Source organism: Celeribacter baekdonensis B30 (assembly GCF_000299875.1).
Lineage (GTDB): Bacteria > Pseudomonadota > Alphaproteobacteria > Rhodobacterales > Rhodobacteraceae > Celeribacter > Celeribacter baekdonensis_A.
In genome coordinates this window covers 1-26,752 of record NZ_AMRK01000004.1, presented here as the reverse complement: position 1 = coordinate 26,752, position 26,752 = coordinate 1, and the positions used below count along the sequence as shown (strand labels likewise).

General features: G+C 58.7%; 30 protein-coding genes, 1 tRNA gene and 1 pseudogene. 14 read left to right on the top strand and 18 right to left on the bottom strand.

Annotated features, from left to right (window positions below; translation table 11 throughout):
* Window positions 1-192: 192 nt before the first annotated feature.
* The 4 genes and pseudogenes from B30_RS21330 to B30_RS22135 all read left to right on the top strand — a co-directional run.
* The gene (locus tag B30_RS21330) at window positions 193-798 is read left to right on the top strand and encodes a DUF6778 family protein (protein ID WP_009571586.1); all 606 of its coding nucleotides are present in this window, start codon (window positions 193-195) and stop codon (window positions 796-798) included.
* A gap of 59 nt (window positions 799-857) precedes the next feature.
* Window positions 858-1,526 (top strand): Hint domain-containing protein, encoded by a 669-nt coding sequence (locus B30_RS08235; RefSeq protein ID WP_009571585.1) that lies wholly within the window; start codon window positions 858-860, stop codon window positions 1,524-1,526.
* Between the two features lie 144 nt (window positions 1,527-1,670).
* Complete coding sequence (locus B30_RS08230) at window positions 1,671-2,474, top strand: hypothetical protein (RefSeq protein ID WP_009571584.1); 804 nt, start codon at window positions 1,671-1,673, stop codon at window positions 2,472-2,474.
* A gap of 602 nt (window positions 2,475-3,076) precedes the next feature.
* Window positions 3,077-3,698, top strand: a pseudogene (locus B30_RS22135) (IS6 family transposase); the annotation flags it as partial.
* 5 nt (window positions 3,699-3,703) lie between these two features.
* Here the strand turns inward: B30_RS22135 and eutC are convergent.
* The 9 genes from eutC to B30_RS08180 form a co-directional block, all read right to left on the bottom strand.
* Window positions 3,704-4,441: an ethanolamine ammonia-lyase subunit EutC gene (gene eutC, locus B30_RS08220; RefSeq protein WP_009571583.1), complete on the bottom strand. Its 738-nt coding sequence runs from the start codon at window positions 4,439-4,441 to the stop codon at window positions 3,704-3,706.
* On the bottom strand, window positions 4,438-5,823 hold the full coding sequence (locus B30_RS08215; RefSeq protein WP_009571582.1) for an ethanolamine ammonia-lyase subunit EutB: 1,386 nt from the start codon (window positions 5,821-5,823) through the stop codon (window positions 4,438-4,440). Before B30_RS08215 ends, eutC begins: the two co-directional genes overlap by 4 nt.
* Window positions 5,824-5,906: 83 nt before the next feature.
* Complete coding sequence (locus B30_RS08210) at window positions 5,907-6,560, bottom strand: GntR family transcriptional regulator (RefSeq protein WP_009571581.1); 654 nt, start codon at window positions 6,558-6,560, stop codon at window positions 5,907-5,909.
* A 10-nt stretch (window positions 6,561-6,570) separates the two neighbouring features.
* Window positions 6,571-7,644: an ABC transporter ATP-binding protein gene (locus B30_RS08205; protein ID WP_009571580.1), complete on the bottom strand. Its 1,074-nt coding sequence runs from the start codon at window positions 7,642-7,644 to the stop codon at window positions 6,571-6,573.
* Entirely contained in the window at window positions 7,637-9,373 is a 1,737-nt protein-coding gene (locus B30_RS08200) for an ABC transporter permease (RefSeq protein ID WP_009571579.1), read from the bottom strand. Before B30_RS08200 ends, B30_RS08205 begins: the two co-directional genes overlap by 8 nt.
* A gap of 60 nt (window positions 9,374-9,433) precedes the next feature.
* Complete coding sequence (locus B30_RS08195; protein WP_009571578.1) at window positions 9,434-10,525, bottom strand: ABC transporter substrate-binding protein; 1,092 nt, start codon at window positions 10,523-10,525, stop codon at window positions 9,434-9,436.
* Window positions 10,522-11,379 (bottom strand): alpha/beta hydrolase, encoded by an 858-nt coding sequence (locus B30_RS08190; protein WP_193217676.1) that lies wholly within the window; start codon window positions 11,377-11,379, stop codon window positions 10,522-10,524. Before B30_RS08190 ends, B30_RS08195 begins: the two co-directional genes overlap by 4 nt.
* Before the next feature lie 129 nt (window positions 11,380-11,508).
* Window positions 11,509-12,339 (bottom strand): carbon-nitrogen hydrolase family protein, encoded by an 831-nt coding sequence (locus tag B30_RS08185; RefSeq protein ID WP_009571576.1) that lies wholly within the window; start codon window positions 12,337-12,339, stop codon window positions 11,509-11,511.
* Window positions 12,336-13,256: a proline iminopeptidase-family hydrolase gene (locus B30_RS08180; RefSeq protein WP_009571575.1), complete on the bottom strand. Its 921-nt coding sequence runs from the start codon at window positions 13,254-13,256 to the stop codon at window positions 12,336-12,338. Before B30_RS08180 ends, B30_RS08185 begins: the two co-directional genes overlap by 4 nt.
* A 131-nt stretch (window positions 13,257-13,387) precedes the next feature.
* Here B30_RS08180 and B30_RS08175 point away from each other — a divergent pair, with 131 nt between their 5' ends.
* The gene (locus tag B30_RS08175; RefSeq protein ID WP_009571574.1) at window positions 13,388-14,146 is read left to right on the top strand and encodes an HpcH/HpaI aldolase family protein; all 759 of its coding nucleotides are present in this window, start codon (window positions 13,388-13,390) and stop codon (window positions 14,144-14,146) included.
* Here the strand turns inward: B30_RS08175 and B30_RS08170 are convergent.
* Complete coding sequence (locus tag B30_RS08170; protein WP_009571573.1) at window positions 14,128-14,820, bottom strand: helix-turn-helix transcriptional regulator; 693 nt, start codon at window positions 14,818-14,820, stop codon at window positions 14,128-14,130. The two genes, B30_RS08175 and B30_RS08170, sit on opposite strands and share 19 nt — an antisense overlap.
* Before the next feature lie 3 nt (window positions 14,821-14,823).
* Complete coding sequence (locus B30_RS08165; protein WP_009571572.1) at window positions 14,824-15,498, bottom strand: RraA family protein; 675 nt, start codon at window positions 15,496-15,498, stop codon at window positions 14,824-14,826.
* 105 nt (window positions 15,499-15,603) lie between these two features.
* Here B30_RS08165 and B30_RS08160 point away from each other — a divergent pair, with 105 nt between their 5' ends.
* Window positions 15,604-16,479: a LysR family transcriptional regulator gene (locus B30_RS08160; protein ID WP_009571571.1), complete on the top strand. Its 876-nt coding sequence runs from the start codon at window positions 15,604-15,606 to the stop codon at window positions 16,477-16,479.
* 36 nt (window positions 16,480-16,515) lie between these two features.
* Here B30_RS08160 and B30_RS22730 read toward each other — a convergent pair whose 3' ends face one another.
* Window positions 16,516-16,623, bottom strand: coding sequence for an ABC transporter ATP-binding protein (locus B30_RS22730; RefSeq protein ID WP_349677503.1), 108 nt, complete (start codon window positions 16,621-16,623; stop codon window positions 16,516-16,518).
* Between B30_RS22730 and B30_RS22725 the strand changes: the two genes are divergently transcribed.
* Window positions 16,614-16,859 carry an ankyrin repeat domain-containing protein gene (locus B30_RS22725; protein WP_349677502.1) on the top strand — a complete coding sequence of 82 codons (246 nt, stop codon included), beginning with the start codon at window positions 16,614-16,616 and terminating at the stop codon, window positions 16,857-16,859. The two genes, B30_RS22730 and B30_RS22725, sit on opposite strands and share 10 nt — an antisense overlap.
* A 151-nt stretch (window positions 16,860-17,010) precedes the next feature.
* On the opposite strand, the gene B30_RS08150 is transcribed toward B30_RS22725, so the two are convergent.
* A complete protein-coding gene (locus B30_RS08150) occupies window positions 17,011-17,715 on the bottom strand; it encodes a winged helix-turn-helix transcriptional regulator (protein ID WP_226946189.1) in 705 nt (234 codons plus the stop codon).
* A gap of 46 nt (window positions 17,716-17,761) precedes the next feature.
* On the opposite strand from B30_RS08150, the gene B30_RS08145 reads away from it, so the two are divergent.
* The 5 genes from B30_RS08145 to B30_RS08125 all read left to right on the top strand — a co-directional run bounded on the left by B30_RS08145 (window position 17,762) and on the right by B30_RS08125 (window position 20,244).
* The gene (locus B30_RS08145; RefSeq protein ID WP_009571568.1) at window positions 17,762-18,196 is read left to right on the top strand and encodes a VOC family protein; all 435 of its coding nucleotides are present in this window, start codon (window positions 17,762-17,764) and stop codon (window positions 18,194-18,196) included.
* Window positions 18,186-18,905, top strand: a complete 720-nt coding sequence (locus tag B30_RS08140; RefSeq protein WP_009571567.1) for a glutathione S-transferase family protein — start codon at window positions 18,186-18,188, stop codon at window positions 18,903-18,905. Before B30_RS08145 ends, B30_RS08140 begins: the two co-directional genes overlap by 11 nt.
* Window positions 18,902-19,255: a DUF1428 domain-containing protein gene (locus B30_RS08135; protein ID WP_009571566.1), complete on the top strand. Its 354-nt coding sequence runs from the start codon at window positions 18,902-18,904 to the stop codon at window positions 19,253-19,255. The genes B30_RS08140 and B30_RS08135 overlap by 4 nt, the downstream gene beginning before the upstream one ends.
* Window positions 19,256-19,383: 128 nt before the next feature.
* Complete coding sequence (locus B30_RS08130) at window positions 19,384-19,872, top strand: VOC family protein (protein WP_009571565.1); 489 nt, start codon at window positions 19,384-19,386, stop codon at window positions 19,870-19,872.
* 15 nt (window positions 19,873-19,887) lie between these two features.
* The gene (locus B30_RS08125; RefSeq protein WP_009571564.1) at window positions 19,888-20,244 is read left to right on the top strand and encodes a hypothetical protein; all 357 of its coding nucleotides are present in this window, start codon (window positions 19,888-19,890) and stop codon (window positions 20,242-20,244) included.
* A 583-nt stretch (window positions 20,245-20,827) separates the two neighbouring features.
* Here the strand turns inward: B30_RS08125 and B30_RS08115 are convergent.
* Both B30_RS08115 and B30_RS08110 read right to left on the bottom strand, forming a co-directional pair.
* Window positions 20,828-20,904 (bottom strand) — tRNA-Arg (locus B30_RS08115).
* An 86-nt stretch (window positions 20,905-20,990) separates the two neighbouring features.
* Window positions 20,991-21,302, bottom strand: a complete 312-nt coding sequence (locus B30_RS08110) for an ETC complex I subunit (RefSeq protein ID WP_009571562.1) — start codon at window positions 21,300-21,302, stop codon at window positions 20,991-20,993.
* A 547-nt stretch (window positions 21,303-21,849) separates the two neighbouring features.
* On the opposite strand from B30_RS08110, the gene uvrB reads away from it, so the two are divergent.
* Complete coding sequence (gene uvrB / locus B30_RS08105; protein WP_009571561.1) at window positions 21,850-24,036, top strand: excinuclease ABC subunit UvrB; 2,187 nt, start codon at window positions 21,850-21,852, stop codon at window positions 24,034-24,036.
* Here uvrB and B30_RS08100 read toward each other — a convergent pair whose 3' ends face one another.
* The 3 genes from B30_RS08100 to B30_RS08090 form a co-directional block, all read right to left on the bottom strand.
* Window positions 24,037-24,327: a hypothetical protein gene (locus B30_RS08100; protein ID WP_009571560.1), complete on the bottom strand. Its 291-nt coding sequence runs from the start codon at window positions 24,325-24,327 to the stop codon at window positions 24,037-24,039. It lies immediately after the preceding gene.
* Window positions 24,328-24,700: 373 nt separating this feature from the next.
* Window positions 24,701-25,279, bottom strand: a complete 579-nt coding sequence (locus tag B30_RS08095; RefSeq protein WP_009571559.1) for a rhodanese-like domain-containing protein — start codon at window positions 25,277-25,279, stop codon at window positions 24,701-24,703.
* Complete coding sequence (locus B30_RS08090; RefSeq protein ID WP_009571558.1) at window positions 25,279-25,596, bottom strand: antibiotic biosynthesis monooxygenase family protein; 318 nt, start codon at window positions 25,594-25,596, stop codon at window positions 25,279-25,281. Before B30_RS08090 ends, B30_RS08095 begins: the two co-directional genes overlap by 1 nt.
* 413 nt (window positions 25,597-26,009) lie before the next feature.
* Between B30_RS08090 and B30_RS08085 the strand changes: the two genes are divergently transcribed.
* Entirely contained in the window at window positions 26,010-26,702 is a 693-nt protein-coding gene (locus tag B30_RS08085) for a response regulator transcription factor (RefSeq protein WP_040402090.1), read from the top strand.
* Window positions 26,703-26,752: the final 50 nt, after the last annotated feature.

Below are 26,752 nucleotides of genomic sequence, written 5' to 3'. Positions count from 1 at the left end.
TTGTGCAGTGCGGTAGAGAAATTACAACTTCCGCTTTTCGACGTAATTTGATGAGGCGTCGCTGTGCGCAGCACGAAGGTTACAACACATCCCGCCGTTTTCGATGATCCGGCGTACCGGGTTGAGAGGACGCGGGCAACGAAGTGCTCTGATCGCAAAGTCTAAAAATTAATGAGTAAAGGATATACACATATGCTGAGTGCTGCCCGTACTATTGTCGCCTCTCTAGCTCTGATCGGCCTGTCCGGCTGCGGGTCAGAATTCTTAGTGGATTACACGCCGGTTTCTTCAGAAACGTCCAGAGCATGGACCGTGAAAGCCATTCATGTTGACGTGCCGGAGGCGCTTGAGGTCAATCGGATCAATGTGGTGATCCCGCAAGAAGACATCGTTTGGTACGGCGATGGTGAAGGCGACAAGCGTGTGCAGGTTGCTGCAATTCTCAAAGAAGGGCTTGCGCAGGGGAGCAAGGGGCTTAGAGGACCGGTTCCCGTTGTCTTCGATGTGGAACTGATCAGGTTTCACGCTTTGACACCTAAGGCGTTCCACGTCGCCCCGGACGGCACTGGCGTAGAAAGTGTGCGCTTCAAAATCGAAGTCAGAGACGCCCGTACAAACACTGTTCTGGTGCCCGAACAGATCGTTGCATCGGATGGGCGTGCGCTCACCGCAGTGAACGGGGGCACCTTGGGCTCCGGGGAACGTTTGCGTATCGTCAACAAGATTGCAGAAACAACGCGGGGCTGGCTTGGCACAGGTCCTGACAACCGCGGAGAGTTCTGGCGGATGGGGCGTTAAAACCCCGCATCCCCGGTTTCGCAACATTCAGAACAGAGCGGGAAAAGGGAGGGGCCAAGATGACCGATTTGCTTGGAATTCAAGAGCTTGGCCAACGCTTAGTGACACCTGTCCTGCCGGGGTTGATCTCTGAAGGTGCGATGGTGATGACCCCGACTGGGGCCATCTTGATCGAAGATCTGAGCGAAGGGGATCGTGTCCTCACCTATGATCGGGGCGCAGCCGTCCTGGAAGGCTTCCTTCATGTGACGGTTTGCGCCAATGGCGGGCGGGACGTTCCGATAGAGATCAATCCGTATGGCAAAGGAAGTGTTTGTGTGTCGCCGCATTCGTTACTGCTGGTAGACACGCCGCATTGTCAGAAGATTTTCGGTTCTTCCAAAGCATTGGTCCGCGCAGCGTCTTTGAGCGAAGATCGACTGGCGCGCGGCTCCGATCAGACTGAGTGGCGCTTTATCGCGCTTTGTCTCAATCAGCCGGGGCTGATTTACGTAAACGGCTTGATTATGGAAGCACTCGGAGCGCGGGACAAAACCAGTGGGCCAGACGCTGGACATTTGAAAATGATCCGAAACACTCCCTCGGGCCTTCTGTTTCTCAGCGATGAAGAGGCGCGGTTTTTGTACAAACACGCAGGTGGGGCGGTGAATGCCGTAAAATTCGTCGATCTGGGAACGGGACATGCCCCTGATGTCGAGGCGGTGTCACCCTGCCAGTCTGGGCTCTGACGAATTTTTCTTCGTCGCAGGTGACGCGACGCAAGGACAGGGTCAATAAAGGACAGGCGCAATAAATGATGAATGGGCACCTCGTCTGCTCGTGTTGAATTGGTGCCGCCTGTCAAACCTGATTTAGACATTGGAGGGGAGTGAATGGCATTGGCCGTAGTTCCTGTCGGTTTTGATCTGCCCGACGGTCCGCACCTGAGTGAATTGCGAAAAATTGGTGGGCGGACACTTTTGGAGATTTGCCTGAAAGAGCTGTCTGACGCCGGTCAGACGGAACTTGTTGTCCTCGTTGGGCCTCATTCTGGGGTGGAAATTGGCGGTTACGGGGCAGAAACAGGTTTGCATGAAGTGTCCATCAGGCACGCTATTGAGGCGTTCGGCGCCGAGGTGTCAATTGCATATGCGTCAAGGCTGGAACAGGGTATATCAGAGCTGTCGAACCGGGACATTCTGGTCGTTTGGCCGACTGATCTCTGGAGAGATGAGAGCCCGGAGACCGTTCTCACAGAGGCAGAAATGAAGGACTCCGTACGTTCGGAGACAAACAAACAGACTTGTATCCGGCATGTTGCCGAACTGATGGCATTCCTGTGCCATCCAGTGGTCGTGGTTGAAAATGGCGTGGACTGGGAGATATCTCTACATGCCTGTGCCGTCGAACGGGATGCGTCCAATCACATTGTCCGGATTCTGGACCCGGACATATGTCGCGCGATGCCTGAAACGCTCGATATTATCCGCATGGTGGCGGGCATTCCGGCAGGATCGTTCCGGAAACTCAGGCCGGACAACACGTTCGTCGGTTGGTATGGATCTCAGGCCCTTTTCTACCATCTGCTTTCTGACAATGGAAAAATCATAGCATTTTCTGAGGAGGGAAAATGCTATGACGCGCGGTTCGAAAGCCAATTCAACGCCTATCTCGCCTCTTCGGCCAGCAAAGAATAAATGCGCAAAATGTTGACCCGCGCGGAGGACCTTGGAGGGCTGGGGCAGCATGGCCTCCGGTTCTCACCTGGCGCGCCCATCGCGCACCTGTTGCTGGTGAAAGCTTCAGACGCAACGCTGCCGCTCGCCCGCTTACCCCTTCTTCAATCAATCTCTGGAACCGACCTCTGAGTGCCAATGGCAAAGGTGCTGACATGATCCATCCGCCCAAAACAGATGAATCACATCTGACACCTCATGAGAATCCCCCGCGATTCAAGTTCAAGCCGAAACGCATTAGGGCGCCGTTGCGGCACCGGTTCGCCTCAAATACATGTGGTGTCTTCCGACCCCGCATTACGGTAAGTGCATAATTTCCTGCATTTCACCTCGTTCCCGGCCCAAACCTGCTGATCGTCCATTATATATGATGCGGCAATGCGGTCCGTCATTCCGGACTTTCGCTGCAGGCGCGAAATAAGAGCATGCGCGAATTCACTCCGTACGGGACGAAGCCGCCGCTCGTCCGTCGCTGGAGCCTCCGTTACAGCGCGTACGGACAAGATCGCTCCAACACCCCAGCATGGCCAAAGCGGGACTGCCAAGACGCTACCAGCAGCCCTTATGCTATCTGGGCTTACCACCGTTTCGCCCTCAGCCTGTGCGGCGTTGAGGATTTTCTGGCTGAACGCTGCATCACGGTCCGTCATGAGACGATCCGAGATTGGGTGGCGAAATTTGGCACACAGATTGCGGCCAAGATCCGACGTGAACGCCCCCAGTCCGCCGACAAATGGCACCTGGACGAAGTTGTGGTCACGATCCGTGGGAAAAAGCAGGCTCTGGCGTGCAGTCGATGGCAATGGAGACACCCTCGAAATCCTTATGCAGTCGCGCCGAAACGCTAAAGCCGCCAAACGTTTCTTGCGAAAACTCATGAAGCGTTGGGGCACACCTCGGGTTATCGCAACGGACAAATTGCTCAGCTATGGCGTCGCTACGCGCGAGCTTTGTCCTCGCGTTGATCACGTATCACACAAGGGATTGAACAACCGCGGCGAGGCGTCTCGTCGGCACACCCCTCGACGAGAGGAGATTTTCGGCCGGGTTAAATCAGCAAGACAGGTTCAGATGTTCTTGTCGGTCCATGGTCAAACCGCCGTTCTCTTTCGCCCGAAACGCCACCGTATTCGCAATGAGGCACATCGCCTCTCGGGGCGCTACGTGCAAAGCGCGCAGCCGTAGCCGCCTCATACCAAAGCGACCCCGCTGCGCCCTGCCAAACGGCTGCGCTCCAACAAAGTGGCGATCAGGGTGGCGGCAGCGGAAATATCCATGCCGCCGGTACGTATGTTGGACACGCAATAGCGCTCGGCATCGCGCGTATCGGCGCGCGGGTGCCATGTCACATAGGCCCCAAGCGAGTCGGCCGCCGACAGGCCCGGGCGTTCTCCGATGAGCGTTAGAACGGCCTGCGCCTTGAGCGCCAACGCAATACGATCACCCGCAGCCACCCGCCCGTTGCGCAGCAAAACCGTGCCAACAGTCAGCCCCGCAGGCAGGCATGGTCGCAGCGCCTCGATGAGCGGCACAGCGTTGCGGTTGACCGCCAGTGCCGACAATCCGTCGGCCACAACAAGGCACAGATCGCAACGCAGCGCGCTCTGCAAAAGCCGCGTCTGAGATGTGCCCGAGAGGAGACGGCCAAGGTCCGGACGCGTCAGATATTCTTCGCGCGATGTGACAGCGCTCTCGACCACCAAAGGCCAAGCGCCGTCTTTGAGCGCCCGCGAAAGTGCCGAGACCTCAAAGGCCGAGGAAATCGCATCGCGCGCCCGCGCATGGTCGAGGGAAAACCGTAAAACGGCCTGCGTTGGCAGTCCTGAACCCGCTTGGCCCAGACCAATACGCGCATCCGTAAACCGCTTGAGATTTGTCATCACATCCGCCGTAAGGACGCGGCGCAAAACGGGCCTGTCATCACTCATGCGCCAAACTCCAATAACTTGGCCCCTGCGCCCTGCAACCACGTTTGCGCGCCAGTGACACGTCCCGCACGATCAAGGATGTCGTGTTGCGCCAGCCATGCGGCAAATTCCGGCGCGGGGGTAAGGCCCAGCGTTTCGCGCAACTGCGCAAGATCATGGTGCGCGAGGCTTTGGTAATTCAGCATGACATCGTCGGCCCCCGGAACGGTAATGACAAAGTTCACCCCTGCATTCGCCAGACTGTGCAGCAAAAGATCCATGTCATTTTGGTCGGCCTCGGCATGGTTGGTGTAACAGACATCACAGCCCATCGGCACGCCCAGAAGCTTGCCGCAGAAATGGTCCTCAAGCCCCGCACGGATGATCTGCTTGCCGTCGTAGAGATACTCCGGTCCGATAAAGCCCACGACGGTGTTCACCAGCAAACAGTCAAAGGCGCGGGCAACCGCATAGGCACGTACTTCCATGGTTTGCTGGTCGACGCCGTGGTGACCGTTCGACGACAGGGCCGCGCCCTGCCCCGTCTCAAAATACATCGCGTCTTGGCCCACCGTGCCGCGTCCGAGCGCACGGGCGGCGTCCTGAGCCTCGCGCAGGATCGACAGCGAGACGCCAAAGCCTGCATTGGCCGATTGCGATCCTGCGATGGATTGAAACACCAGATCGACCGGCGCACCAAGGTTGATCGCCTCAATCGCAGTCGTCACATGGCCAAGCACGCAGGATTGAACCGGCAGGTCATAGGTGAGCCGCAGCTCGTCAAGCAACCGCGTGGTGCGAATATAGTCACTGACGCTATCGGTGGCTGGATTAACGCCGATCACAGCATCGCCCGAGCCATAGATCAGCCCATCCACAGCACTGATCGCAATACCCAACGGATCGTCAGTCGGATGGTTGGGCTGATTGCGCGCCGCGATCGTCCCCGGCAGACCCACCGTGGTGCGAAACGCACGCACCACATTGATTTTGCGCGCCACACTGATCAAATCGGCGTTGCGCATGAGTTTGCTGACGGCAGCGACCATGTCTGGCGTCAGGCCCCAAGCGACCGCCGCAATGGCAGGGCCATCTGCGCCCAAAAGCCATTCGCGAAACGCTCCCACAGTCAGGGAGGCGACCGGCGCAAAGGCATCAGAGGCATGTTGGGCCGCAATCAGATCACTCACCTCATCGGCCACTTCGGGCATAAGAGCATCTGCGAGAAAGGCCTTAAGCGGCACATCCGCCAGACAATATTGTGCAGCAATCCGTTCCTCGGCACTGCGCGCAGCAAGCCCCGCCAAAACATCACCCGAACGGTGCGGCGCTGCTCGCGCCAGCAGCATGCGCAGGTCCTCAAAATGCCAGCGCGTGGTGCCGAAAATATGCGAATAGCTCATGCGATGGGCTCCGGTTCCGTTTCAACTGGGCCTTTAAAAAGCGCACGTTGCCCTATGCCCGCGCCCTTCGCCTTGCCCAACCTTCAATCTTGGTCCGCGTCGAGCGTTTGCCATCGTGTCAAATGCACCTCGATGATGTCCTGCAAAGCGCGTGCATCGCCCGTCTCTATCGCATCGACCATGTGCAGGTGGTCAAGGCTGGACTGACGAACTTTGGCCGTCGTGGCCCAATTCGACCAGTCGCCCGGCAGGTCGCGTTCGCGCAACTCATGGATCAAGCTCGCAAGTGTTGAGTTCTGCAGGGGAGCGACCAACGCGCGATGGAACGCATGGTTGAGGCCGCGCATCTGCTGAAATGGCAAGACATCCACACCGGCATCAAAAGCCAGAGCCGCCGCCCGGATGTCAGCGATGTCTGCATCACTGGCATTGGCCACGACCTCTGCCGCGGCGGGCAATTCCAACATCAAACGCACGTCGGTGATTTCCACGCGCGCCTCGATCGAGGGCAGCACCACGCGGAACCCACGATTTGGCGTGTGCTCCACGATGTGCGCATTTGCGAGCGTTGCCAAAGCGGTACGCGCAGCGCTACGTGTGCAGTTGTAGCGGTCCTGCAAGTCGATCTGGCGCAGCCACTCGCCCGGACGTAGCGCGCCCAGAACGATGTCGCTGCGCAGACGCTCGGTCACGTCATCCGGCATATGGTCGATCAAAGAAGGGGCCTCCGCGGTCATATCAGCGCCCTCATCCGTCTACCCCAAACACAACGGCATCTTGCGCCCGCACCCAAATCCGGCCTGCACCGCGCGGCTGTGGTGTGTCGATGCTCAACCGGATCGTGGAGCCTGCCACATGGGCCTCCTGTTCAAAGTGATCCCCAAGGTAGCTTTCGGGACCGAACTCAACCTTGATTTCTGACGCATCATCGGTTGGGACGCAACGGATCAGATGCGGTCGGATGGCCAAAAGCTGCGCGCCCGCAGACAAATCCGCAAGTGGCGTGCGCGCCCGAACGACCTGACCGTCGCCCAAAGTAACGTCGCAGGGGCCGACATGCGACGTGGCGCTACCTGTCACAGCCAACAGATTGGCATTGCCGATAAAGCTTGCGGCAAAGGGATGGATCGGGTCACGGTAGATTTCCTGCGGCGTACCAAGTTGCACAATCTTGCCACCACGCATCACCACGATGCGGTCAGACATGGCCAGCGCCTCGTCTTGATCATGGGTCACGTAGATCGTGGTAAGCCCCAGTTCCTGTTGGATATCCTTGAGCCAGATGCGGGCCTGTTGGCGCAACTGCGCATCGAGGTTGGACAGCGGCTCGTCCAGCAACAACAACGGCGGGCGAAACACAATCGCGCGCGCCAGTGCCACACGCTGTTGCTGTCCACCGGACAATTCACCGGGATAGCGTTTGGCCAGCGATCCCAGCTCGACCAGTTCCAGCGCCTGCGCGATGCGGGCGCGCCGCTCGGCCGCGGGCACTTTGCGCAGTTTCAGCGCCATACCAACGTTGTCTTCGACGGACAGATGCGGCCACAGAGCATAGCTTTGGAACACCACACCAAACCCGCGCGCCTCAGGCGGCAGGAAGGTGCCGGATGCAGCATCCACCAACACCTGCTCGCCAAAGGAAATGCGCCCACCTGTGGGTTGGTCCAGCCCCGCGATCGTCGAAAGTGTCGTAGATTTGCCGCAGCCGGAGGGGCCCAAAAGGGTCAGGAATTCACCGTCTGTGACACTCAGGTTGATGCCGTCGATGGCGAGGGCTGTGCCGTATCGGCGCGAGACGTCTTTGAGCACGAGTTCAGTCATAGATCTTAACCTTGAAAAGGAGACGTGAGAGGATCAGCAGGACAGCGATCATCACGATCTGAAGGGTTGCAAAGGCTGCCAGTTCACCGACATCGCCGTTGGTCCACAAGGACAGCATCGTCACGCCCATGATTTCGAGACCGGGGGCGATCAGGAAAATGGCGATGATGTAGGATTTGAGGTGGAACACAAAGAGCAGGATGAAACTGCCCAGCAGCGCGGGTTTGAGCAGGGGTACCATGATCAGACGCATGGAACTGACCCAGTCAGCCCCCACGGTGCGCGCGGCCTTGTCGAGGTCGCGCCCGATCTGGACAATCGCAGGTTGGATCACCCCCAGCGCCAGCGGCAGGGTCGCCATGACATAGGCCACGACCATGATCCCGATATTGCCGCGCAGCCATCCCATCGGCGGCAAAATGATCGCCGCATAAAAGATCCCCAACCCCGTGATCATCCCGGGGATGACACGCGGCGAATAGGCCAGCGCCTCAAGTGTACCGGCGAACTTGAACGACGAGCGTTGGATGACCAACGCCACAGCGACGGCAAGCACGGTTCCAAGCGCCGCTGACAGCAGCGAGATTTGGACCGTGTTGCCAATCGCGCGCAGGTTGGCAGGATTGCCAAACAGGTGCTCGAAATTGGCGAGGGTCAGAACCTTGGTGAACGGCACCAGAGGCGAGAGGAACGAGGTAAAGGCCCGCAACAGGATACCCGCGATCGGCACAACCACCGCGACGAGAAGAATGAGACCCGTCAAGAGTGCCAGAGGCCAACGCAGCGTACCAAGGCTCAGGACCATCGGACGTGATCCTTTGCCTTTGACGGTTTCATAGCGGTGCCCCTGGCGCAACAAGATGCGCTGCACCACAAGCGCGGAGCCCACAAGCAACATCAAAAGAAGCGACGAGGCAGCAACGAGCCCGTGGTTCGGGTTCGAGGCGGCAATCCCTTCGGCGTAAAGAAACGTCGACAGCGTGTCGATCCGCGCCGGCCGCGCCAGAAACAGCGGAATGGACAGGGTCTCGACGGCAATCACCAGATTGAGCGCCGACGAGGTGATGATCGAGGGCACCATGAGCGGCAAAGTGACCCGACGCAGCACTTGCAAAGGCCCCGCACCGACCGTGCGAGCGGCACTTTCCAACGTGGAATCGACAGAGCGAACAGCACCATAGAGACAATAGAGATAGGCCAATGGCGCCTGCGAAATCCCCGCAACAAGCGACATGCCAGCAATGGAATAGAGGTTCCACGGCGCGCCGTCTGTCTGCTGCGCGATGGTCTGCGTGACAAACCCTGATGGGCCGTACATGACCACCCAGCCGAGCGCAAAAATCAGGTGGGACAAATAGAGTGGCCACATCAGGACATCGCCCATAATCTGGCGGCCCGGCAAATCAGTCCGTCCAATGAGTAGCGCCGCACCGATCCCCAGCACTTCGGCGATGATCACACTGAACAGGGCAAAAATGCCAGTTGTGAGCGCGATGCGCCCAATCCGTTCGGACTGCACAATGTCGCCAATATTGGACAGGGTGAATTGCCAGCCATCGGCGTAAAGCGGGCGATCAACAAAGACCTGAAGCAAGATCGGCAAGGCCGGTGCCAGCATCAGCGCAGCGGTCACGATAAAAATCAACCATTGCGCCAGACGCGCCCGGTCAAAGGACCGCTGAACGCCGCCACCGCGAGATGCGCGGTCCGAGAGGGTCGCATATGTCATGGAATATCCTTTTCGGTGGGGACCGGTCCGCACCCGTTGGGCAAACCGGTCCTGTCCGGCTTACATCTTGAATGCAGCGCCCCAACGGGCATTGAAGGCCTCGAAATTCTCGACCATCTCGGCATCGTAGTCGATCAGGATCAGCTTGTCCTCGGACCCAACGGCCGCGATAACCTCATCCAGCGAATAGGCATTCTCACCCTCGGGCGTGACCCCCGGACGGTAGGCCGTCAGATTGCCGTCCGCGACCGCATATTGGCCGGGTTCGGAGAGGACATAATCAAGGAACACGCGGGCGGCGGCCTGATGAGGCGCATCCTTGGTGATGCCCATACCGCGTAGGAAAACCGGCGTGCCGTCAGAGGGGAATGTCCAGCCCAAAACCTGCTCCAGCGCGGGGTCCATACGGCTCAACACGACCGGTGCGGAGACAAAGAACGAAGAGGCCAGCTCGCCTGTGAGCGTGCGTTCGATCATGCCACCTGCCCCGCCGCCGGGACGGGTCATCGGACCTGCGGAGGCAAACCAGTCCCACGCCGCATCGCCATGGAATTTGGTGAAAGCATAGCCAATCGAACCGCCAAAGGCGTAGCGCCCATCATAGGTCCCAACCTTGCCCTCAAACACCTCAGGATGGGCAACGATATTGGCAAAATACTCTTTCATTGAGGACACTTGAAGGTCTTCTGACACCGTCAGCTTATTGTAGATCGTGACCATCGGATCGGTCGAAAACGTATAGAGACCTGCCTCTGGATAGGACCATTGCGGCAGGTTGGCCTGTTCGGGCGACGCATAGTCATCCAGCGTTCCCGCATCGACCGCGCGCACCCAATCGGGGATCGAATTCGCGATGATCAGATCGGCGCTCTGTACCCCAGTGCCAGTTTCAGCATCATAGCGCGAAAAGGTCTCGGACGGGCCCATCTCGATCATTTCGACCTCAATATCGGGATAGGCCGCGTTAAAGGCTTCGATGACCGGACCGAGGTTGGAGCTCGACAGGTTGGTGTAGATAAGCAGCGAGCCCTCCGTCTGTGCTTGTGCGATCAGATCGCTGTAGTCGGCGGGGTAGCCTTCGGGCACGGCTTGCGCCTGTGCCGTTTGGGTCATCAGCAACGCGCAGGCGCTGGCAATCCAGAGATGTTTCATTTGGAACTCCTGTTGAGGGTATGAACGGTGCTTGCTTGTTGTTGATCAAGCCAGTTTCGCAAAACATGCGAAGCCGCTTCGGCGCAGGGGGCAAGCGTATGCCCCACACCTGGAATGAGAGTTAGGGTCACAGGCGCACCCAGAGCCGTGAGGCTATCGCGCAGCGCATGGACCTTATCGATGCGCGTCGCTCCAGCGAGGCCTGCTTGTGCCGATCCAAAGCGTGTGCCGGGACCGCGATTGACGACCCCTTTTGCGCGATCCTCGCCGCCGACGAAAAGCGCCGTGCGCAGAGTGATAAGAGCCTCCCTGTCAAGCTCTGCACCCGTGGCCGCCTCAGCACCGTCAAGACCAGGCCACCACGCGACATCCTCGCGCAGCAACGTCACGCCGCCCGGAGCCGCAAGGAGCAACCCGTCCAGTTCGGCGGCGCGAAACAGGGCGTAACGTTGGGCAAACTGCGCCCCGCCGGAAAAGCCAAAGAGCCAAATACAGCGCGGCTTATGGCCCAGACGCCCTAAAGCTTCGGCCAGAATACGGTCCATGAGGTGCAGGTAGTCAGTGCCGCCGCCGATCAGGAATTTATAATCATCACTTGCATCGTGATCGTCAATCTGCGCCGGAAACAGCGGCGCAAGAAGGGACACGGCACCGCCAAGGTCCAGACCTGTGAGCAGGCCATGAACATCCCTGTCACTGCCATGGGCCGCGATCAGCAGCGGGGCCCCCGGAGCCTCGGCGGGCCGCAAGGCATAGCGCCAATCGGTGCCTGACAGAGTGACAGCAGGCAGGCCTTCCAGAGGATCGGGTGAAGGGTTAAGGCTGGTTTTTCCGCGCGCACATGGGTTGGACATCATCGCGAATCCTTCGGTTTAGACGCACCATAGCCTTTGGTCAAAAAAGGCACCATAATCGGCGCTAAAATTGGCGCCAATTTTTGACATGTGATATTTTGCGCCGTATTCGACGCGTTAAATGGCCCCTCAACTGGCATAAGTGACCTTCCCAATCTCACGGGTTTGCGACAGAACTGGCAAGCGGCGGCGTGTACTGGCAACAGTCTCCGCGACAATATCCGCCAAAATCACACAGGGGACATCCCCGGCAGAGGCCAAAACCTCGCCCATCGGGGAAATGATGCGCGACTGCCCGAAGGTCGCGACGCCGTCGCGCATCCCGCATTGCGCAGCGGCCACCACATAGGCACCTGTTTCAATCGCACGCGCCTTAAGCAACACCTCCCAATGCAACGGGCCTGTGATCGGCGAAAAGGAGGCTGGAATCATCAGGACATTGGCCCCCGCCGTCGCCAATGCTCGGAAAAGATAGGCAAATCGCAAATCGTAGCAAATTGACAAGCCAAGCGTATGCCCCGCCGCATCGCAGATCACCGCGCCTTTTTCGCCGGGGGACACGGCGCGACTTTCAATAAAATCCCCTGCCCCGCCGAGAGCCACATCAAAGGTGTGCAACTTATCATAACAGGCGATGATCCGACCCTCGGGCGAAATCACATGCGCGCGGTTCCACACCCGAGTGCCATCTTCAGTACGCACCAGCAAGGAGCCTGTGTGCAGCCAGATGCCCAACTCCGCAGCGAGCGACACGCACAACGCCAGCGTCGTATCTTCGGCCTCGGGCAGGCAGAGGCGCGGATAGGCCATCTGATCTTTCAAAAGAATATTGGCGGCCTCTGGAAGACTGACGACCTGCGCGCCCTGACGGGCCGCATCGCGCACAAGCGCCTCGATGGTGGCGTTGTTCTGTGCCACATCGGCGGTCGAACACAGTTGGAGGGCGGCAAAAACAGTCATTTGGTGCTCCGGTTCAGGAAATCAGCGACAACAGACATGCACAGATCGTGCTCTTCGACATGCGGCATGTGGCTCGACTTGCCGAGAATCAGCCACTGCGCGCCGGGGATGTTGTTGGCATAGGCCTCGGTTGCGCGTGGGGTCGCTTCGTCAAAACGCCCCGTCAGGACCAGAGTCCGGGCCTTAATCAGGTGCAAGCGATCCTCGATGGTCCAGTCTTTAAGCGTGCCGATAACATGGAATTCCGTCGGCCCGTTCATCGTGTGATAAACCGTCGGATCAGCCGCAATCGCATCAAACGTCGCCACCACTTCCGCAGGCCAAGGGTCCATACGACAGACGTGGTTGCGATAAAACACGTCCGTTGCCGCAAGATAGGCGGGATGGTCAAATTCGCCTTTTCCCTCGTAGGCCAACAGCGTTTCATGCAGGCCGTCTGGCAGATCGTGACGCAGGCGCAGGGCTTCCTCGACCCATGTGCGAAACGAGCTGGGCGAATTGGCAATGATGAGCGCCTTAAGCCCTTTCGGGCGCAAAACAGCATGCTCTGCCGCAAGCATTCCGCCCCAACTTTGCCCGAGCAGGCAATAGTCGTCCTGAATGCCCAAATGACACAAAAGGCCATCCAACTCCGCCAGAAACAGCTCAACAGTCCAGAAATCGGGGGAGGCATCCGGCAAATGCGTCGAGCGCCCATTGCCAAGCTGGTCATAAAACACCACAGCGCGCCCGGTTTGCGCGATCGCTTTGTAGGCATCCACATAGTCATGCGTACATCCCGGACCGCCATGCGCCACCACGAGCGGCGCAAGTCCGCTGCGCAGGTTTCCAACCACCCGATACCAGGTCATGTGATCCCGAAAGGGGTAAAGGCCGTCTTGGGTAGAGGAATGTTGGATGTCGGGGGCAGCAAGCATAACTGGGCGTCCTTGGTCGTCTATGTCTCTGCACTTTGCCGCAGCTCAAGCCCCCCACGTAAGCTGCAACATCTTACACCCTGCCAACCCTACACGTCGGCTTTAGAACGGAGTCAAAATGGAGCCTGCACATGAAACCCCTGCGCCAAACCCTTTTGTCCGGTGAAAAGCTGCCCGCAGCCTTTCTGTTCCTCAACCAGCCCGATGTGGCCGAAATCATCGGACTGGCGGGCTTTCCCCTGATGATCGTCGACCGCGAACATGCGGCCACGGACCTTGGCAGTTTGCTGCACAGCTTGCGGGCGATCCGCAGCACCTCGGATGCTTTTGTCATGGCCCGCGCACAGGACGGCTCGCCAGCCGCGATCAAACCGCTGCTCGATGCGGGGTTTGACGGAATCATGGTGCCGGATGTCCGCTCGGGAGACGAGGCGCGTGCCATCGCGCAGGCGGCCCGCTATGCGCCTATCGGACGGCGTGGCGCGCAGTTCACGGTCTCACGAGCGGCGCGTTATGGCGCGGATACGTACCATGCAAAGCAGGCGAATGAGAGCCTTTTGGTCGCGGTCATGATTGAAAGCCGCGCAGGGCTTGAGGCCATCGACGTCATTGCCGCAACACCCGGTATCGACATGCTGTTTCTCGGGCCGCTTGATCTGACCACCGATTATGGCGCCTTTGGAGATCTTGGCTCTCCAGAACTGTCAGAAGCGTTGCTGAAGGCCGAACAAAGCATCCTCGCGACAGGGAAACTTTTGGGCGGGGCGGCGTTGCCAAATGAGGCCCCGTCAGCTCTGTTCGCGCGCGGCTATGCGCTAGTCAGCGCAACCTCGGATGTCGGGTTGATACGGGACGCGGCGGCGCGGGCCTATCAAGAGATCCAGCGCTGACGTGTGGCGATGGCGACCGCGTGACTGCGGTTGCGCGCTCCCAATTTCACCCCCGCCGCCTGAAGATGCTTGACCACCATGCTCTCGGAGCGATCCAATGCATAGGCGATTTGTTTGGCTGACAACCCATTCGCCGTCAGCGACAGGCACTCTGCCTCGCGCGGGCTCAGCGGGTTGCGCAACTGAGGCAAAACGGGGGTGAGTTGATCCTGCAACCGATGTGCCGCAAGGGCAAAATCCGCGAGGATCGTTTGCGCACGCGCGCCATCCGGTAAAAACACCGTAATTGTGGCAAACCCCTGTGCCGGCAGATGCAGCGGCACGGTGATCCCGCGTGCTAGGGCCCAGCCGAGCAGACGCTCGGACACCTCCCCCACCTCTGCCCGCTCTAAATCCCGTGCAATAACAGAAGGCTCCTGTGGGTGGTAGCTCCACGAAAAAGGGCGGGTGATACCAGCGGCCACGTTTTGGACCGGATCCGTACGATAAAGCGCCTGCCCGCACCAATCCGCGACCAACCGCTCGGCCCCACCGCGGGCCTCGATCACATCCGGCAGCGCAAACTTGGCCGGATCAGAGGAAAACGGCGTCGCCGCATAATCATAGATTAGACCCAGTGCGCCCTCGGGACAGGCCGCAAAGGCCGCATCGACAAGCTGTGGGATCGACGCCATCACTTAGTCCTCCGAGAGCATGTGGCTGTCCACGATGGCGCTGGCCCCGGAGAGATCACCAATCCGCTGTCCCGCCTCAACGCCGGAAATCGTACGTTTGGTCAGCGCCAAAAGGGCGTCTGCCCGTGTCAAACTGTGTTCCAACTCCGTAGCGTGGATCGCCACGACCCCCAAAGCATCGGCGAGGATCGCGTCGCCTGCAAGAATCGGAACACCGCCGACAGACACGGGGCGATTAAGGGCGCCCCCTTGCCCTTGGAGCCGCGTGGTCAGAACCGAGGCCCCGCGACTAAAGACGGGTAAACCTATGGCGGCAAGTTCGTCCGTATCCGTGTGACAACCGTCGATGATCACAGCGGCGGCCCCCGCATTCAGGATCGCCCGTGCCACACCGCCGCCGAGGCAGGCCGCCGAGCGGTCCCCCCGGCGGTCGATCACCAGAATATCGCCGGGACGCAAAAGCCCGGTGGCGTGGTGCAACAAAGTTGAATCCAGCCCCGGCAGGCTCAGGGTGACAGCCGTCCCTGTGACGGTGCCCACGGGGAGCGCAGGTACCACGCCGGGATCAAGCACCCCCCGATCCAAGAAGTGTCCAAAGAGGACAGTCTCAAAGCGTGCGAGCCGCGACAAGAGCGGGCCGGAGACGGGAGTGGGCATGGGGTCGAGAGCATAGGTCATATCAGATTCCAGTTGATTTTTTCTATTACGCAATCGGATAGCCTTGCTCGTCCACCTGATTTACTTGATCATTGTGATAGAAAATCTTAATCACCGGAAACGCACATGCAAACCCACAGCCTTGAGACCTTCTTTTGGGTGTCCCGCCTGTCCAGCTTTCGGCGGGCCGCCGAGAGGCTCAATATTTCGCAACCGACCGTGTCTGCACGCATTCAGGGACTGGAGGAAGAACTGGGCGTGACGCTGCTTCACAGAGACCGAAGCCTGACGCTCACCGAGCAGGGGCACGAACTCTTGGATTATGCCCGCAAGGTTTTGCGTCTGACCGAGGACCTCTCCTTTCACAAAGGGGCGCTGCCTGTTGAGACGCGGCTGAGGATCGGGGCAAACGGGCCCGTGGCCGCGACGTGGTTGATGACGCTGGCGACGCGTCTTGAGCATGCCCAACCGAGCCTGCGCCTCGAAATTGAGGTCAATCAGTCGGCCACGCTGCTGCAACACCTCGCGACAGATCAGCTCGACCTTGCGTTCCTGTCCGAAGACCCGCAAGACCCGCGCCTTCGGCTCGAACGTATCGGCGCGTATAAAATGGTTTGGGTGGCAAAACCGGGTCTGTCGACCACTCGGCTGTCAGACACCGAACTCGGCACCTGTCCCATCATCAGCTATGGATGGCAATCGCCGATCCACGACCACACTCACGCGCCCGCCTTTGGCACCGCGCGGCATCGGCGTTTTCTGCACACCGACAGCCTGTTCATGATGATCCGTCTCGCCATAGAGGGGGCGGGCCTAGCCCTTTTGCCCCACGCTGCGATCTTACGCGAGCTGGCGGAGGGTCAGTTGGTCATCGTAGAGGTGGAAACCAAGGCGATCGACCTGCCCCTCCTCGCCGCCCGCCCCCGATCAAAGCGCAGCGCTCTTGCCGATCAGGCGTTGGCACTGGCCAAGACCCTGATGCCGCTGAATGTGAAAAACTAGGTCGCCACATTCGGCGTCAGCGCTTGTACGGTGACATCAATGCGCGCCGGGCACCGCGTCAAGCAAGGCCCGCGTGTAGGGGTGCGACGGCGCTGAAAACAGATCTCGCGGCTCGGTCTCCTCTACAATCCTACCTGTCTGCACAACACAAATCGAAACGATGTAGGCATGTAAAGGCCATCGTTGATCGCCATGTAGATATTGATGCGCAAGACGCGCTTGGTCGGACCGCATTGCATTCAGCAGCCAAGGTCGGAGCTGATCGATGCTTTGAAGTTCTTCTTGCCGCTGGTGCAAACCCTACACTCCAGATCTTCGCCGGTAAGACGCCAGCTATTTTTGCCGCCGAGTTTGGTTGGGCCACAATCTTCAAGATGTGAGTGGCATGCGCGGCATATGAAATGAACCGAGATGAGCTAACGGGAGCACACAAACTGGCGCAGGACTCAGCAGGAAATTTCAAGGCAAAGCGCAAAGCGCTTTATGCCTCTTGATATCGACGCGCGGCTTTTAACCATTTGGCGTTTATGCCTAATCGTACTTGGGTGGTAGGTTGAAGAGCGAGATGAACGTGCGAACCATATCCGGGGCACCCGTGATCTGCACGCCCACCGTTTCGGGGGCAGCTCCACCATAGAAGACCGCCGCAAGGGGGGGAGCAGCGGGAGCTTCGAACCGCAAGTCGGGTTCTCTCGCATTACCACGCATTACAGGCATCGCACCGTTGGCGAGCCGGGCGGTGAATTGCGCGGTCCCGATGGTGAAGAGCACCTCCGCCTCCATGTCCCGCGCCGCCTCGGCATCGAGCATCGTTCGCAGCGACAGCATGAAGGAAGCCGGTGACAGGGGAAGTGTCGGATCGTGCAACGGTGAGGCGGCGGCCCACCGGCCCAGTTCCTGAATGACCGGTTCCGCTGCATAGCCCCATTCGGTCAGGCCATAGAGCTGTGCAGGTGCAGGCTCGGGCGCGGTTGAACGCAGGACCACGTCGTTTGCCTCGAGCCCGGCAAGCCGTTCGGTCAGCACCTTGGCACTGATCCCCGGCAGGTTTGTGCGAATGTCGCTGAAGCGCCGCGGCCCGAACATCAATTCGCGCACGATCAGAAGCGACCAGCGTTCTCCCAGAAGCTCAAGGCCGAAAGCCGTGCCGCAGGCATCGCCGTACCAGCGGCCATGGGGGCTTTTCGCCGATTTGGTTTCATTTTGTAACGTCATGGTTGCTTTTTGTAATCTCATTCTCATAGCCTGTCCATATCGACGACGCGACTCAGGAGGAAACGCGATGTCACAGATAATCTTCATAAACCTGCCGGTGGCAGACCTTGAACGTTCCATGGCGTTCTACGAGGCGATCGGTTTCACCAAGGACACCAGGTTTACCAATCACCTCGCTGCGAGCATGGCTTTATCCGACGAGATCCGGGTGATGTTGCTGACCCATGAGTTATGGTCGAGCTTCACCGACCGGCGCCGGGTGGACCCCGCGTCCGAAGCGCAGGTGTTGCTTTGCATCAGCCGTACGGATCGTGAGGCGGTGGATGCCATTACCGCCGCCGCCGTGGCTGCGGGCGGTGCGGGCGATCCCTGCCCGGCGCAGGATCACGGGTTCATGTACGGGCGCAGCTTTGCCGATCCCGACGGTCACATCTGGGAGCCCATGTGGATGAGCGCCGAGGCGGTCGAAAAAGGGCCGGCCGAGATGTCCCATGCCGGTTAAGGCGGACGCCCCGATCACGATCACCGCCTTCGACTGGGTGCCGGATTTCGCCAGGGGGCAGGTGCGTGACCTGCGTGTTCGCTGGGCGCTGGAAGAGGTCGGTCAGGATTACGCCGTTCGCTGTCTTCCGCAGGGGCAGCAGAAGGAGGCAGCACACCGTGCCCTGCAACCGTTCGGGCAGGTGCCAACCTACGAAGAGGGCGACCTGACGCTGTTCGAAAGCGGCGCCATTGTCTGGCATATCGCCGGGCGGTTTCCCGGCCTCATGCCCGAGGACCCCGCCGGTAGGGCGCGGGCGCTCGAATGGCTTTTCGCCGCGTTGAACACGTTGGAGCCGCCAATCATGGATCGCTCCATGGCGACGATCTTCGAGGCCACCGAACCCTGGTCGGCACCGCGTTTGCCGGGGATCGACACGCGGATCGAAGAACGGTTGCAGGAGGCGTCGGATCGGCTCGGGGCGGCGGAGTGGTTCACGGGTCGCTTCAGCGCGGGTGACCTGATGATGGTTAGCGTTCTTCGGATCATCGAAGGCGAAGGGTTGATCGAAACCTTCCCCAATCTCGCCGACTATGTCGCGCGGGGCACCGAACGGCCCGCCTTTCAGAGAGCATTAGCCGCGCAGATGGCGGGTTTCACGGGTAATCCGCCGCCCGGTTTCGACGCATGGATGGCGGAGTTTCAAGCCATACAAGGAGAGACGACATGACCTATATTGCCGGATTCCTCACCCCCGTCCCGAACGGGAACAAGGAGGCTTATATCGAAAGCGCCCGCAAGGCCTGGCCGCTTTTCAGGGAGTACGGAGCCTTGCAGATCATGGAAACCTGGGGCGATCAAATCCCCGAAGGCAAACACACTGATTTCAATCGCGCGGTGGCCCTGAAGGACGGTGAATCGGTCTGCTTTTCGTGGATGATCTGGCCGGACAAGGAAACGCATGACAAATGCGGCGCCAGCATGCAGACCGACCCGCGCTGGCAGGACATGGACATGCCCTTCGATGGCAAGCGCATGATGTGGGGCGGCTTTACCCCGATATTCGAGGACACCGCCTGAACCGTGATCGATGCAAGGGCTGGCGAATTGATGGGCTGGAGTTCTGACAGGGTGTAAAACGGGTCTCGCAGATAGCTGCGTGACACTCCGATGCACTGTCCCGACCGCCCTTTGAAAGGAGAAAGACGATGACGAAACGAAAGGCTGCCGTGTTCCTCTGGTTCGATACCGAGGCCGAAGCGGCGGCGGAGTTCTACGCCGCCACCTTCCGGGACAGCCATGTGGACAATGTGATCCGCGCGCCCGAAGGGACGCCGAGCACGCCAGCCGGGACCGTTCAGGTGGTCGAGATGACCCTTCTCGGCCTGCCTTATGCGCTGCTCAATGCCGGTCCGCATGTGCAGCCCAACGATGCCTATTCGCTGCAGGTCTATACCGAGGACCAGGCCGAGACGGACCGGCTCTGGGATGCCATCGTGGGTAACGGCGGAGAGCCCATCATGTGTGGCTGGTGCAAGGATCGCTGGGGCTATCGTTGGCAGATCACTCCGAGAGTCCTGATGGAGGCGCTGTCGCACCCGGACCGGGCCGCTTCGGCCCGCGCACAGGCCGCGATGATGGAGATGCAGAAGATTGACATCGCGGGCATCGAGGCAGCGTTGCAGGGCGCGACCTGAGAAATGAGGTCACAAATGCCCCGAATTATCCGCAGCCCGGATTGCGGGAACTCTCCGAAGAATGGCTTCGTTGAAGATACCGCGATCGCCCTGGAAACCGGCATATGCGACCCAGAAACCTTCGATCCAGCGGTAACCTGGGAGAGCACATCCACCCGGCAGATCGTGGGGAGAACAGCCGTTCTGGAGGCCCTGTCAACTGAACATGCGCCGGCGAAGGTTATCGTCGAATATGCGATCTCCCACGGTAGGGTTGGCGCTGCGAGCGGAGAGGTGATCCGGGCGAATGGCGAGACGTCCCGCTTCTGTCACGTACTCGAGTTCACGAGCCTCCGAGCCAATCATGTCGCGAGAGTAAAAAGCTATGATTGATTGTCCAGATCTTTGCTTTGTCCCACACGCGGACCTTGGCACTTCCAGTGCATGCTGCACGAGGTCACGGACAACCGCTTCAGGGAAGCCGCATCGCAGCGTTGACCATCCCGGCTAAGGTCAGCTCTGGGTCGATCTCGCCGGAGTTGAGGAGGATGTCGTAAATGGACAGTAGTTAAAGCCAACAGGGTTTCTCAAAACTTCGAAGGATGCCGATGAACTCGTCGCGTGTGCCGAATAGGACTACCAAGCTTTCGTAGTTCGCCGCGGAGAAGTGGACCAACTTGCCCCGAAGCCAGAGGTCCGGCGTTCCACCGAGAAAATGGTTCCAGCAGCAGCCTTTGGACGCAGCATCGGCCTGCGGGGAGGCGGGACTTTTCTGGCTTTCGTCGAGGATGGTCAAACTCCAGCGCAACTGAGCGCGCATCCACGGACAGGGCAGATGCGCTTCTATCTCTCTCCCGAGAATATCGCCTCATTCCACGCACGTTTCTTGACGACTCAGAGCATCGCTTTGGAAACGGGCCAGCATCTTAACAGTGTGCTTGCAGCGCTGAAGGCCGTTGGCGTCATACGGAAAAAATGGCGATCCCGGGAGGACTCGAACCCCCAACATCCTGATTAGAAGTCAGGTGCTCTATCCAGTTGAGCTACGGGACCGTGGCTCTTTGATAACGGTTCGAAAAATGGTTCGCAAGCCTGAGCCACCTTCCTATTCAACTGTTATCGTTCGTCTTTTCAAAAGATCAGTGCGACCAAGGCTCGCGGCGGTTGGTTGCGAAGTTTTCGCCATAGCCGCCGGGACGCACCACGGGGGCGCGGGTTTTGGGCTCTTGCACGACATAATCGAGACCATGATGATCGGCATAGGCGACGGCGGCCTCTTTGCTGTCAAAACTCATGCGCACCTGGGCCTGAGTATCATTGGAAGACGTCCAGCCCATCAACGGGTCGATGTCGCGCGCCGATGCGGGCGCGTAGTCGAGAAGCCAATGTTTGGTCTTACCCTGCCCGGATTGCATAGCATTTCGGGCGGGCTGATAGATACGAGCGCGCATCGGGAGACTCCTTTTTGCCTTGCTGCCTTATCCCCGTTTCCGTGCGCCGTTTCAAGCCCTTCGCACATCTGTCGCCACAGGGACAAACAGGTAGCGCGGCTCAGGCGAGAGCGGTTGCACACAAACCAAGCAAAACCCGCCCACTTAAAGACAAGAGGGCGGGCTTGGAGGGGGGTGACTGCCCGGCCAAGGGTGGAGAGCGAGGGGTGGGGTGGGTGGTGCACCCAAGGCCGGGACAGTCTGTTCTGCTGCTTGCACAATCAGACTAGGAGCCACACCGGCCATACGCAAGGATTAATATCCTTAAGGTTGTTTTTAATCGCATAAAAATCTCCTTAAAGTGGTAACTTTTTATTAACCCTTCCGTAGTGCGCCCACCGTAGTGCCCCCACGGAGCCGCACAAAACCCACCGTTCTGCCGCGCGAGGCTTGAAAGGTGAACAAAAAGGGATCATTAATGCACCTTAACGCATCTCGAAAGAGGCCTTGCCGCAGCTTGCTTTTGAAATGCTCACGAAACGGAATGGACGCCAAGGAGTTCCGCCCAATGCCAATGGACACGCCAATCCTGCACAGCCCGAACCCGGAACTAAAACTGCGCCCGAAATTGGAAGGCGGCAAACGGTTTGTGTTGCACAGCGATTTTGAGCCCTCGGGAGACCAACCGACGGCAATCAAAGAGCTGTCAAACGGGTTGGATGCGGGCGACCGTGATCAGGTGCTGTTGGGCGCGACGGGCACGGGCAAGACCTTTACCATGGCAAAGGTGATCGAGGCAACGCAACGCCCGGCGATCATCCTGGCCCCGAACAAAACCCTCGCCGCCCAGCTTTATGGCGAATTCAAAGGGTTTTTCCCGGAAAATGCCGTCGAATATTTCGTCTCCTACTATGACTATTACCAACCCGAAGCCTATGTCGCCCGCTCCGATACGTTCATCGAAAAAGAAAGCCAGATCAACGAACAGATCGACCGGATGCGCCACGCCGCAACGCGCGCGCTTTTGGAGCGCGACGACGTGATCATCGTGGCCTCCGTGTCCTGCATTTACGGTCTGGGGTCGCCCGAGCTTTACATGGCGATGACGATGGATTTGGAGGTCGGCAAGGAGTACGACCAGCGTCAGATCATGGGCGATTTGGTCGAACAACAATACCGCCGCAACGATCAGGCGTTTGAGCGTGGCTCGTTTCGGGTGCGTGGTGACAGTCTTGAGATTTGGCCCGCTCACCTGGATGACCGGGCGTGGAAACTATCGTTTTTTGGCGAAGAATTGGAGGCAATCACCGAATTTGATCCGCTCACCGGCAAGAAAACCGACACATTCGACCAAATCCGCGTCTATGCCAATTCGCATTATGTGACGCCGAAAAAGACGATCAAACAGGCGATCCAGGGCATCAAGAAAGAGCTGCGGCTGCGGTTGGATCAGTTCAACAACGAGGGCAAACTCTTGGAAGCGCAGCGGCTGGAGCAGCGCACCAATTTCGATCTTGAGATGTTGGAAGCCTCGGGATTTTGCAACGGGATCGAGAACTATTCACGTTATCTGACGGGCCGCGCGCCGGGTGAGCCGCCCCCGACCCTGTTCGAATTTATCCCCGACAACGCCATCGTGTTTGCTGATGAGTCCCACGTCTCCGTGCCACAAATCGGCGGCATGTATCGTGGTGACTTTCGGCGCAAAATGACGCTTGCGGAACATGGGTTTCGCTTGCCGTCCTGTATGGACAACCGGCCCTTGAAATTCGAGGAATGGGACGCGATGCGACCTCAATCGGTGTTTGTGTCCGCAACCCCGAAAGACTGGGAATTGGAACAGTCGGGCGGCGTGTTTGTCGAACAAATCATCCGCCCCACCGGGCTTTTGGACCCGGTGATCGAAATCCGTCCGGTGGACACGCAGGTCGATGATCTGATGCATGAGGCCAAACGCCAGGCGGCCAAGGGCAACCGGGTTTTGGTCACGACGCTGACCAAACGCATGGCCGAAGACCTGACCGAATACCTCCACGAACAAGGCGTGCGGGTGCGCTATATGCACTCCGATATTGATACGATCGAGCGGATCGAAATCCTGCGCGATCTGCGGCTTGGGGCGTTTGACGTGCTCGTCGGGATCAACCTGTTGCGCGAGGGGTTGGACATCCCGGAATGCGGGCTTGTGGCCATTCTGGACGCCGACAAAGAGGGCTTTTTGCGCTCGGAAACCTCGCTGATCCAAACCATTGGCCGCGCCGCGCGCAACGTCGAAGGCCGGGTGATTTTATACGCCGATAAAATCACCGGCTCGATGGAGCGCGCCATGGGGGAAACCGAGCGGCGGCGCGACAAACAGATCGCCTATAACAAGGCCCACGGCATCACCCCCGCGACGGTCAAAAAGAACGTCGAGGATATTTTGGCCGGTCTGTACAAAGGCGACGTGGACATGAACCGCGTCACCGCGACCGTCGACAAAGCGCAGGCCGGACAGAATTTGCAAGCCGTGTTGGACGGGCTGAAATCCGACATGCGCAAGGCGGCGGAGAATTTGGAGTTCGAAGAAGCGGCACGACTGCGCGACGAGATCAAACGTCTGGAAGCCGTCGATCTGGTGCTGCACGACGACCCCATGGCGCGACAAACTGCGGTGGACCAAGCGGTCGAAGGCGCGAAGGCCGCGAGTGGTCGGAGTACCGCTGGTCGTGGCGGAATGCGTGGGGGGAATGCTGGTCGGCGGGGGAAGCGGTGATCAAACGCCCCCCCTAAGCCGGCACATCGGGCAATAGTTTAGCCCTTTGGGACCATACGTATCGTACAGATATTCTTTATCGGGTTGGGACAGCGCGCAACCACAACCTTCGGCATGCCTTATCTCCAACGCTCGCCCCCGATGCATTTCATAGGGATCCGGGCCCAGCTTGACGATATTTTTCTGTGTATTAATACGCCGTTTCTGTTGTTCGGCCATCGCAGATTTTTCAAATGCGATTACGTGTTTCTCCATCCCGGGAAGACAAAGCTGTTCAAAAAATGTACTCAATAGGCAAATCCTTTCGCCAAGAAGAGTGGATCAAATGGGGGCGTACGATAAAAGACCAATCAACCACGAAGATTTTTATTGACTTTTTTAAGTATCCAGAATTCTAAATTACACTGATTCTATGCGGCCGCGCAAATCCGCGTAAACAACACCATCCAATCGTGGTTTTGGGCGCGTTCGGACATGCAAGCATGTCCGATTGGCCTCGCACAACCTTAGCTCAAACTACTCCGCCGCCAGCCTCTTGCCCAAAAGCCCCTGCCCGCTCGGGGTTTCGCCTTAATCTCGAAACTCGCCCGTGTCCTTGGTGGCGCATGCGGGGGCGCGCCCCGCATGCCGTCGGCCACTCCTCAACACTGCTGCAAACAGCCCCCTATTCCGTCACCGTCAGCCCGAGCATCCGCCAGACCTGCATTCCGCCGCGGTAGTAGAAAATCTTCTCCGCCGGGAAACCTGCTTCGATCATGCGGCGTGCGGCGGTGGGCGACTGGCCGCACCATGGGCCGTTGCAATAGAGCGCGACGGTTTTGACCTGATCGCCCTCGCAGATGAAGCCTTCGAAATCCGGTTCACAGCCCAACTCGCCCAGCCGATCCGCCGCCTCCGTGTAGGGCATATGCACTGCGCCCGGAATGGCGCCGCCGTCGAAATCCGGTTTGACCCGGCTGTCGAGCACCATGGCATTCGGGTCCTGCAACATCGCCATGAGTTCCAATTCGCCAATGGTGGTCACACCCGGCGCTGGATTCATCGGTTGAATGCAGAAATTCGGACAAGGCCGGGAGGTCTGCGCCCATGTGCCGGAGAGTTCATTGGCATTGTCCTGAATGCGCGAAATCTCCATTGGACCGGAGGGGGTTTCGACCGTGATCGCCATCGTGTCGGGGGTGATCCCGACAGGCTCCGCGAACGCTGCCCCAGCCATGAGGCTCATAATGATCGCCAAACGCATTAATACACTCCTTCTACTTCATACATGACGGGTTCAAATGTCTTGCACATGCCATTGATCACCCGGTTGCGTTTGCGCATCTCGTCGGTGCGCAACATCGCCTGATAATCCTCGCGCTTGGTCCATTGTGAATAATTGGCGATCCGGGTTTGGGCGTCATTGATATGAAGCGCCGCCGAAATGAACCCCGGCTGTTTGGAAATCACCTCCGCATAGGCGGATTGAAGCGCTTCCATCAGGTCATGCGCTGAACCGGGCGTGGTTTCAAATGTGGTTATGACGGTTTGACAGGCGTTGTCTTTGGAAATCGTTGGCATTGGATCCTCCCTGATCTGTCGCTGCGATCTGATATAGCCTAACACGAATATATCAGGTTTTAGCAACAGAGCTGTGGAGAATCATGACGCACAGGGGCGAAACTGAAACTGCGGGCATGGCATTTTGCGACGCCAGTTAGGCCCGGTTAACCACGGTTTTTGGACCATTCTCCCCATAGCTTCCCCCCTCTCGCCCCACCTCTGCCGCATTCCATGATATGCGCCGTGTTTTTTCGGATTTTCTTTTCTTTTCAGTCATTAACCATAACAAATCCTTGCCAAAGCCCCATCCAAATTAGCTAAAATTCAATCAACCTCACAACAGCGCGGCCAAAAGCCCGCGACAGTCGTCCAGAACGGACCCATCTGCGCCCCCGAATGCCAAAGGGCGGCGAACAACAAAAGGGTCGAATATGCGTGTACTTCTCTCTGAAACGAACTGGAATTCCATGGCGGCCGCAGCTGGTCTCGTTGACGCCGGTCTTTTGGTGACGCGGGTCAATGACGGGCGCGAAATGATAGATTTTGCCGAATTTGGCGAACAAAGCGCCATCGTGCTTGATCTCGACATGCCGGACATGGACGGGTGCAAATTGATCGAACATATGCGTCAGCGCAACTCTTTGATCCCGATTTATGTTTTGAGCGAAACCGAGCGTTGGGACGTACGCAAAAAGGCCTATGCCATGGGGGCCGACGATGTGATTTACGGCCCGGTCAATGCCGCGGCCCTTGCCGCACAAATCAAAGCCGCCGTACGCCGCACGGCGGGCTATTCAAGCAAAGACCTGACCATTGGGCCGCTGATCCTCGACACCCATCACGGCATCGCAACCCTGAATGGGCGGGCGCTGCATTTGACGCGCAAGGAGTATGAAATCCTTGAAATGCTGTCGCTGCATCGCGAACGGTTGGTGACGCGTGAGGCCTTTATGAACCACCTCTATGCTTGGGATGATGAACCCGATGCGCGGATCATCAACGTCTATCTCAGCCGCATTCGCCAACAGATTGAGCTGAGCGGCGGCGAACCGGATATGGTGCAAACGGTTTGGGGCCTGGGGTACCGGATCGTCTCGGAACTTGCCACTCGACAGGCCGCCTAGGGGCTGACATCTCCCTCTTGAGAACAACCGCCGCGCCGCCATATTCAAGA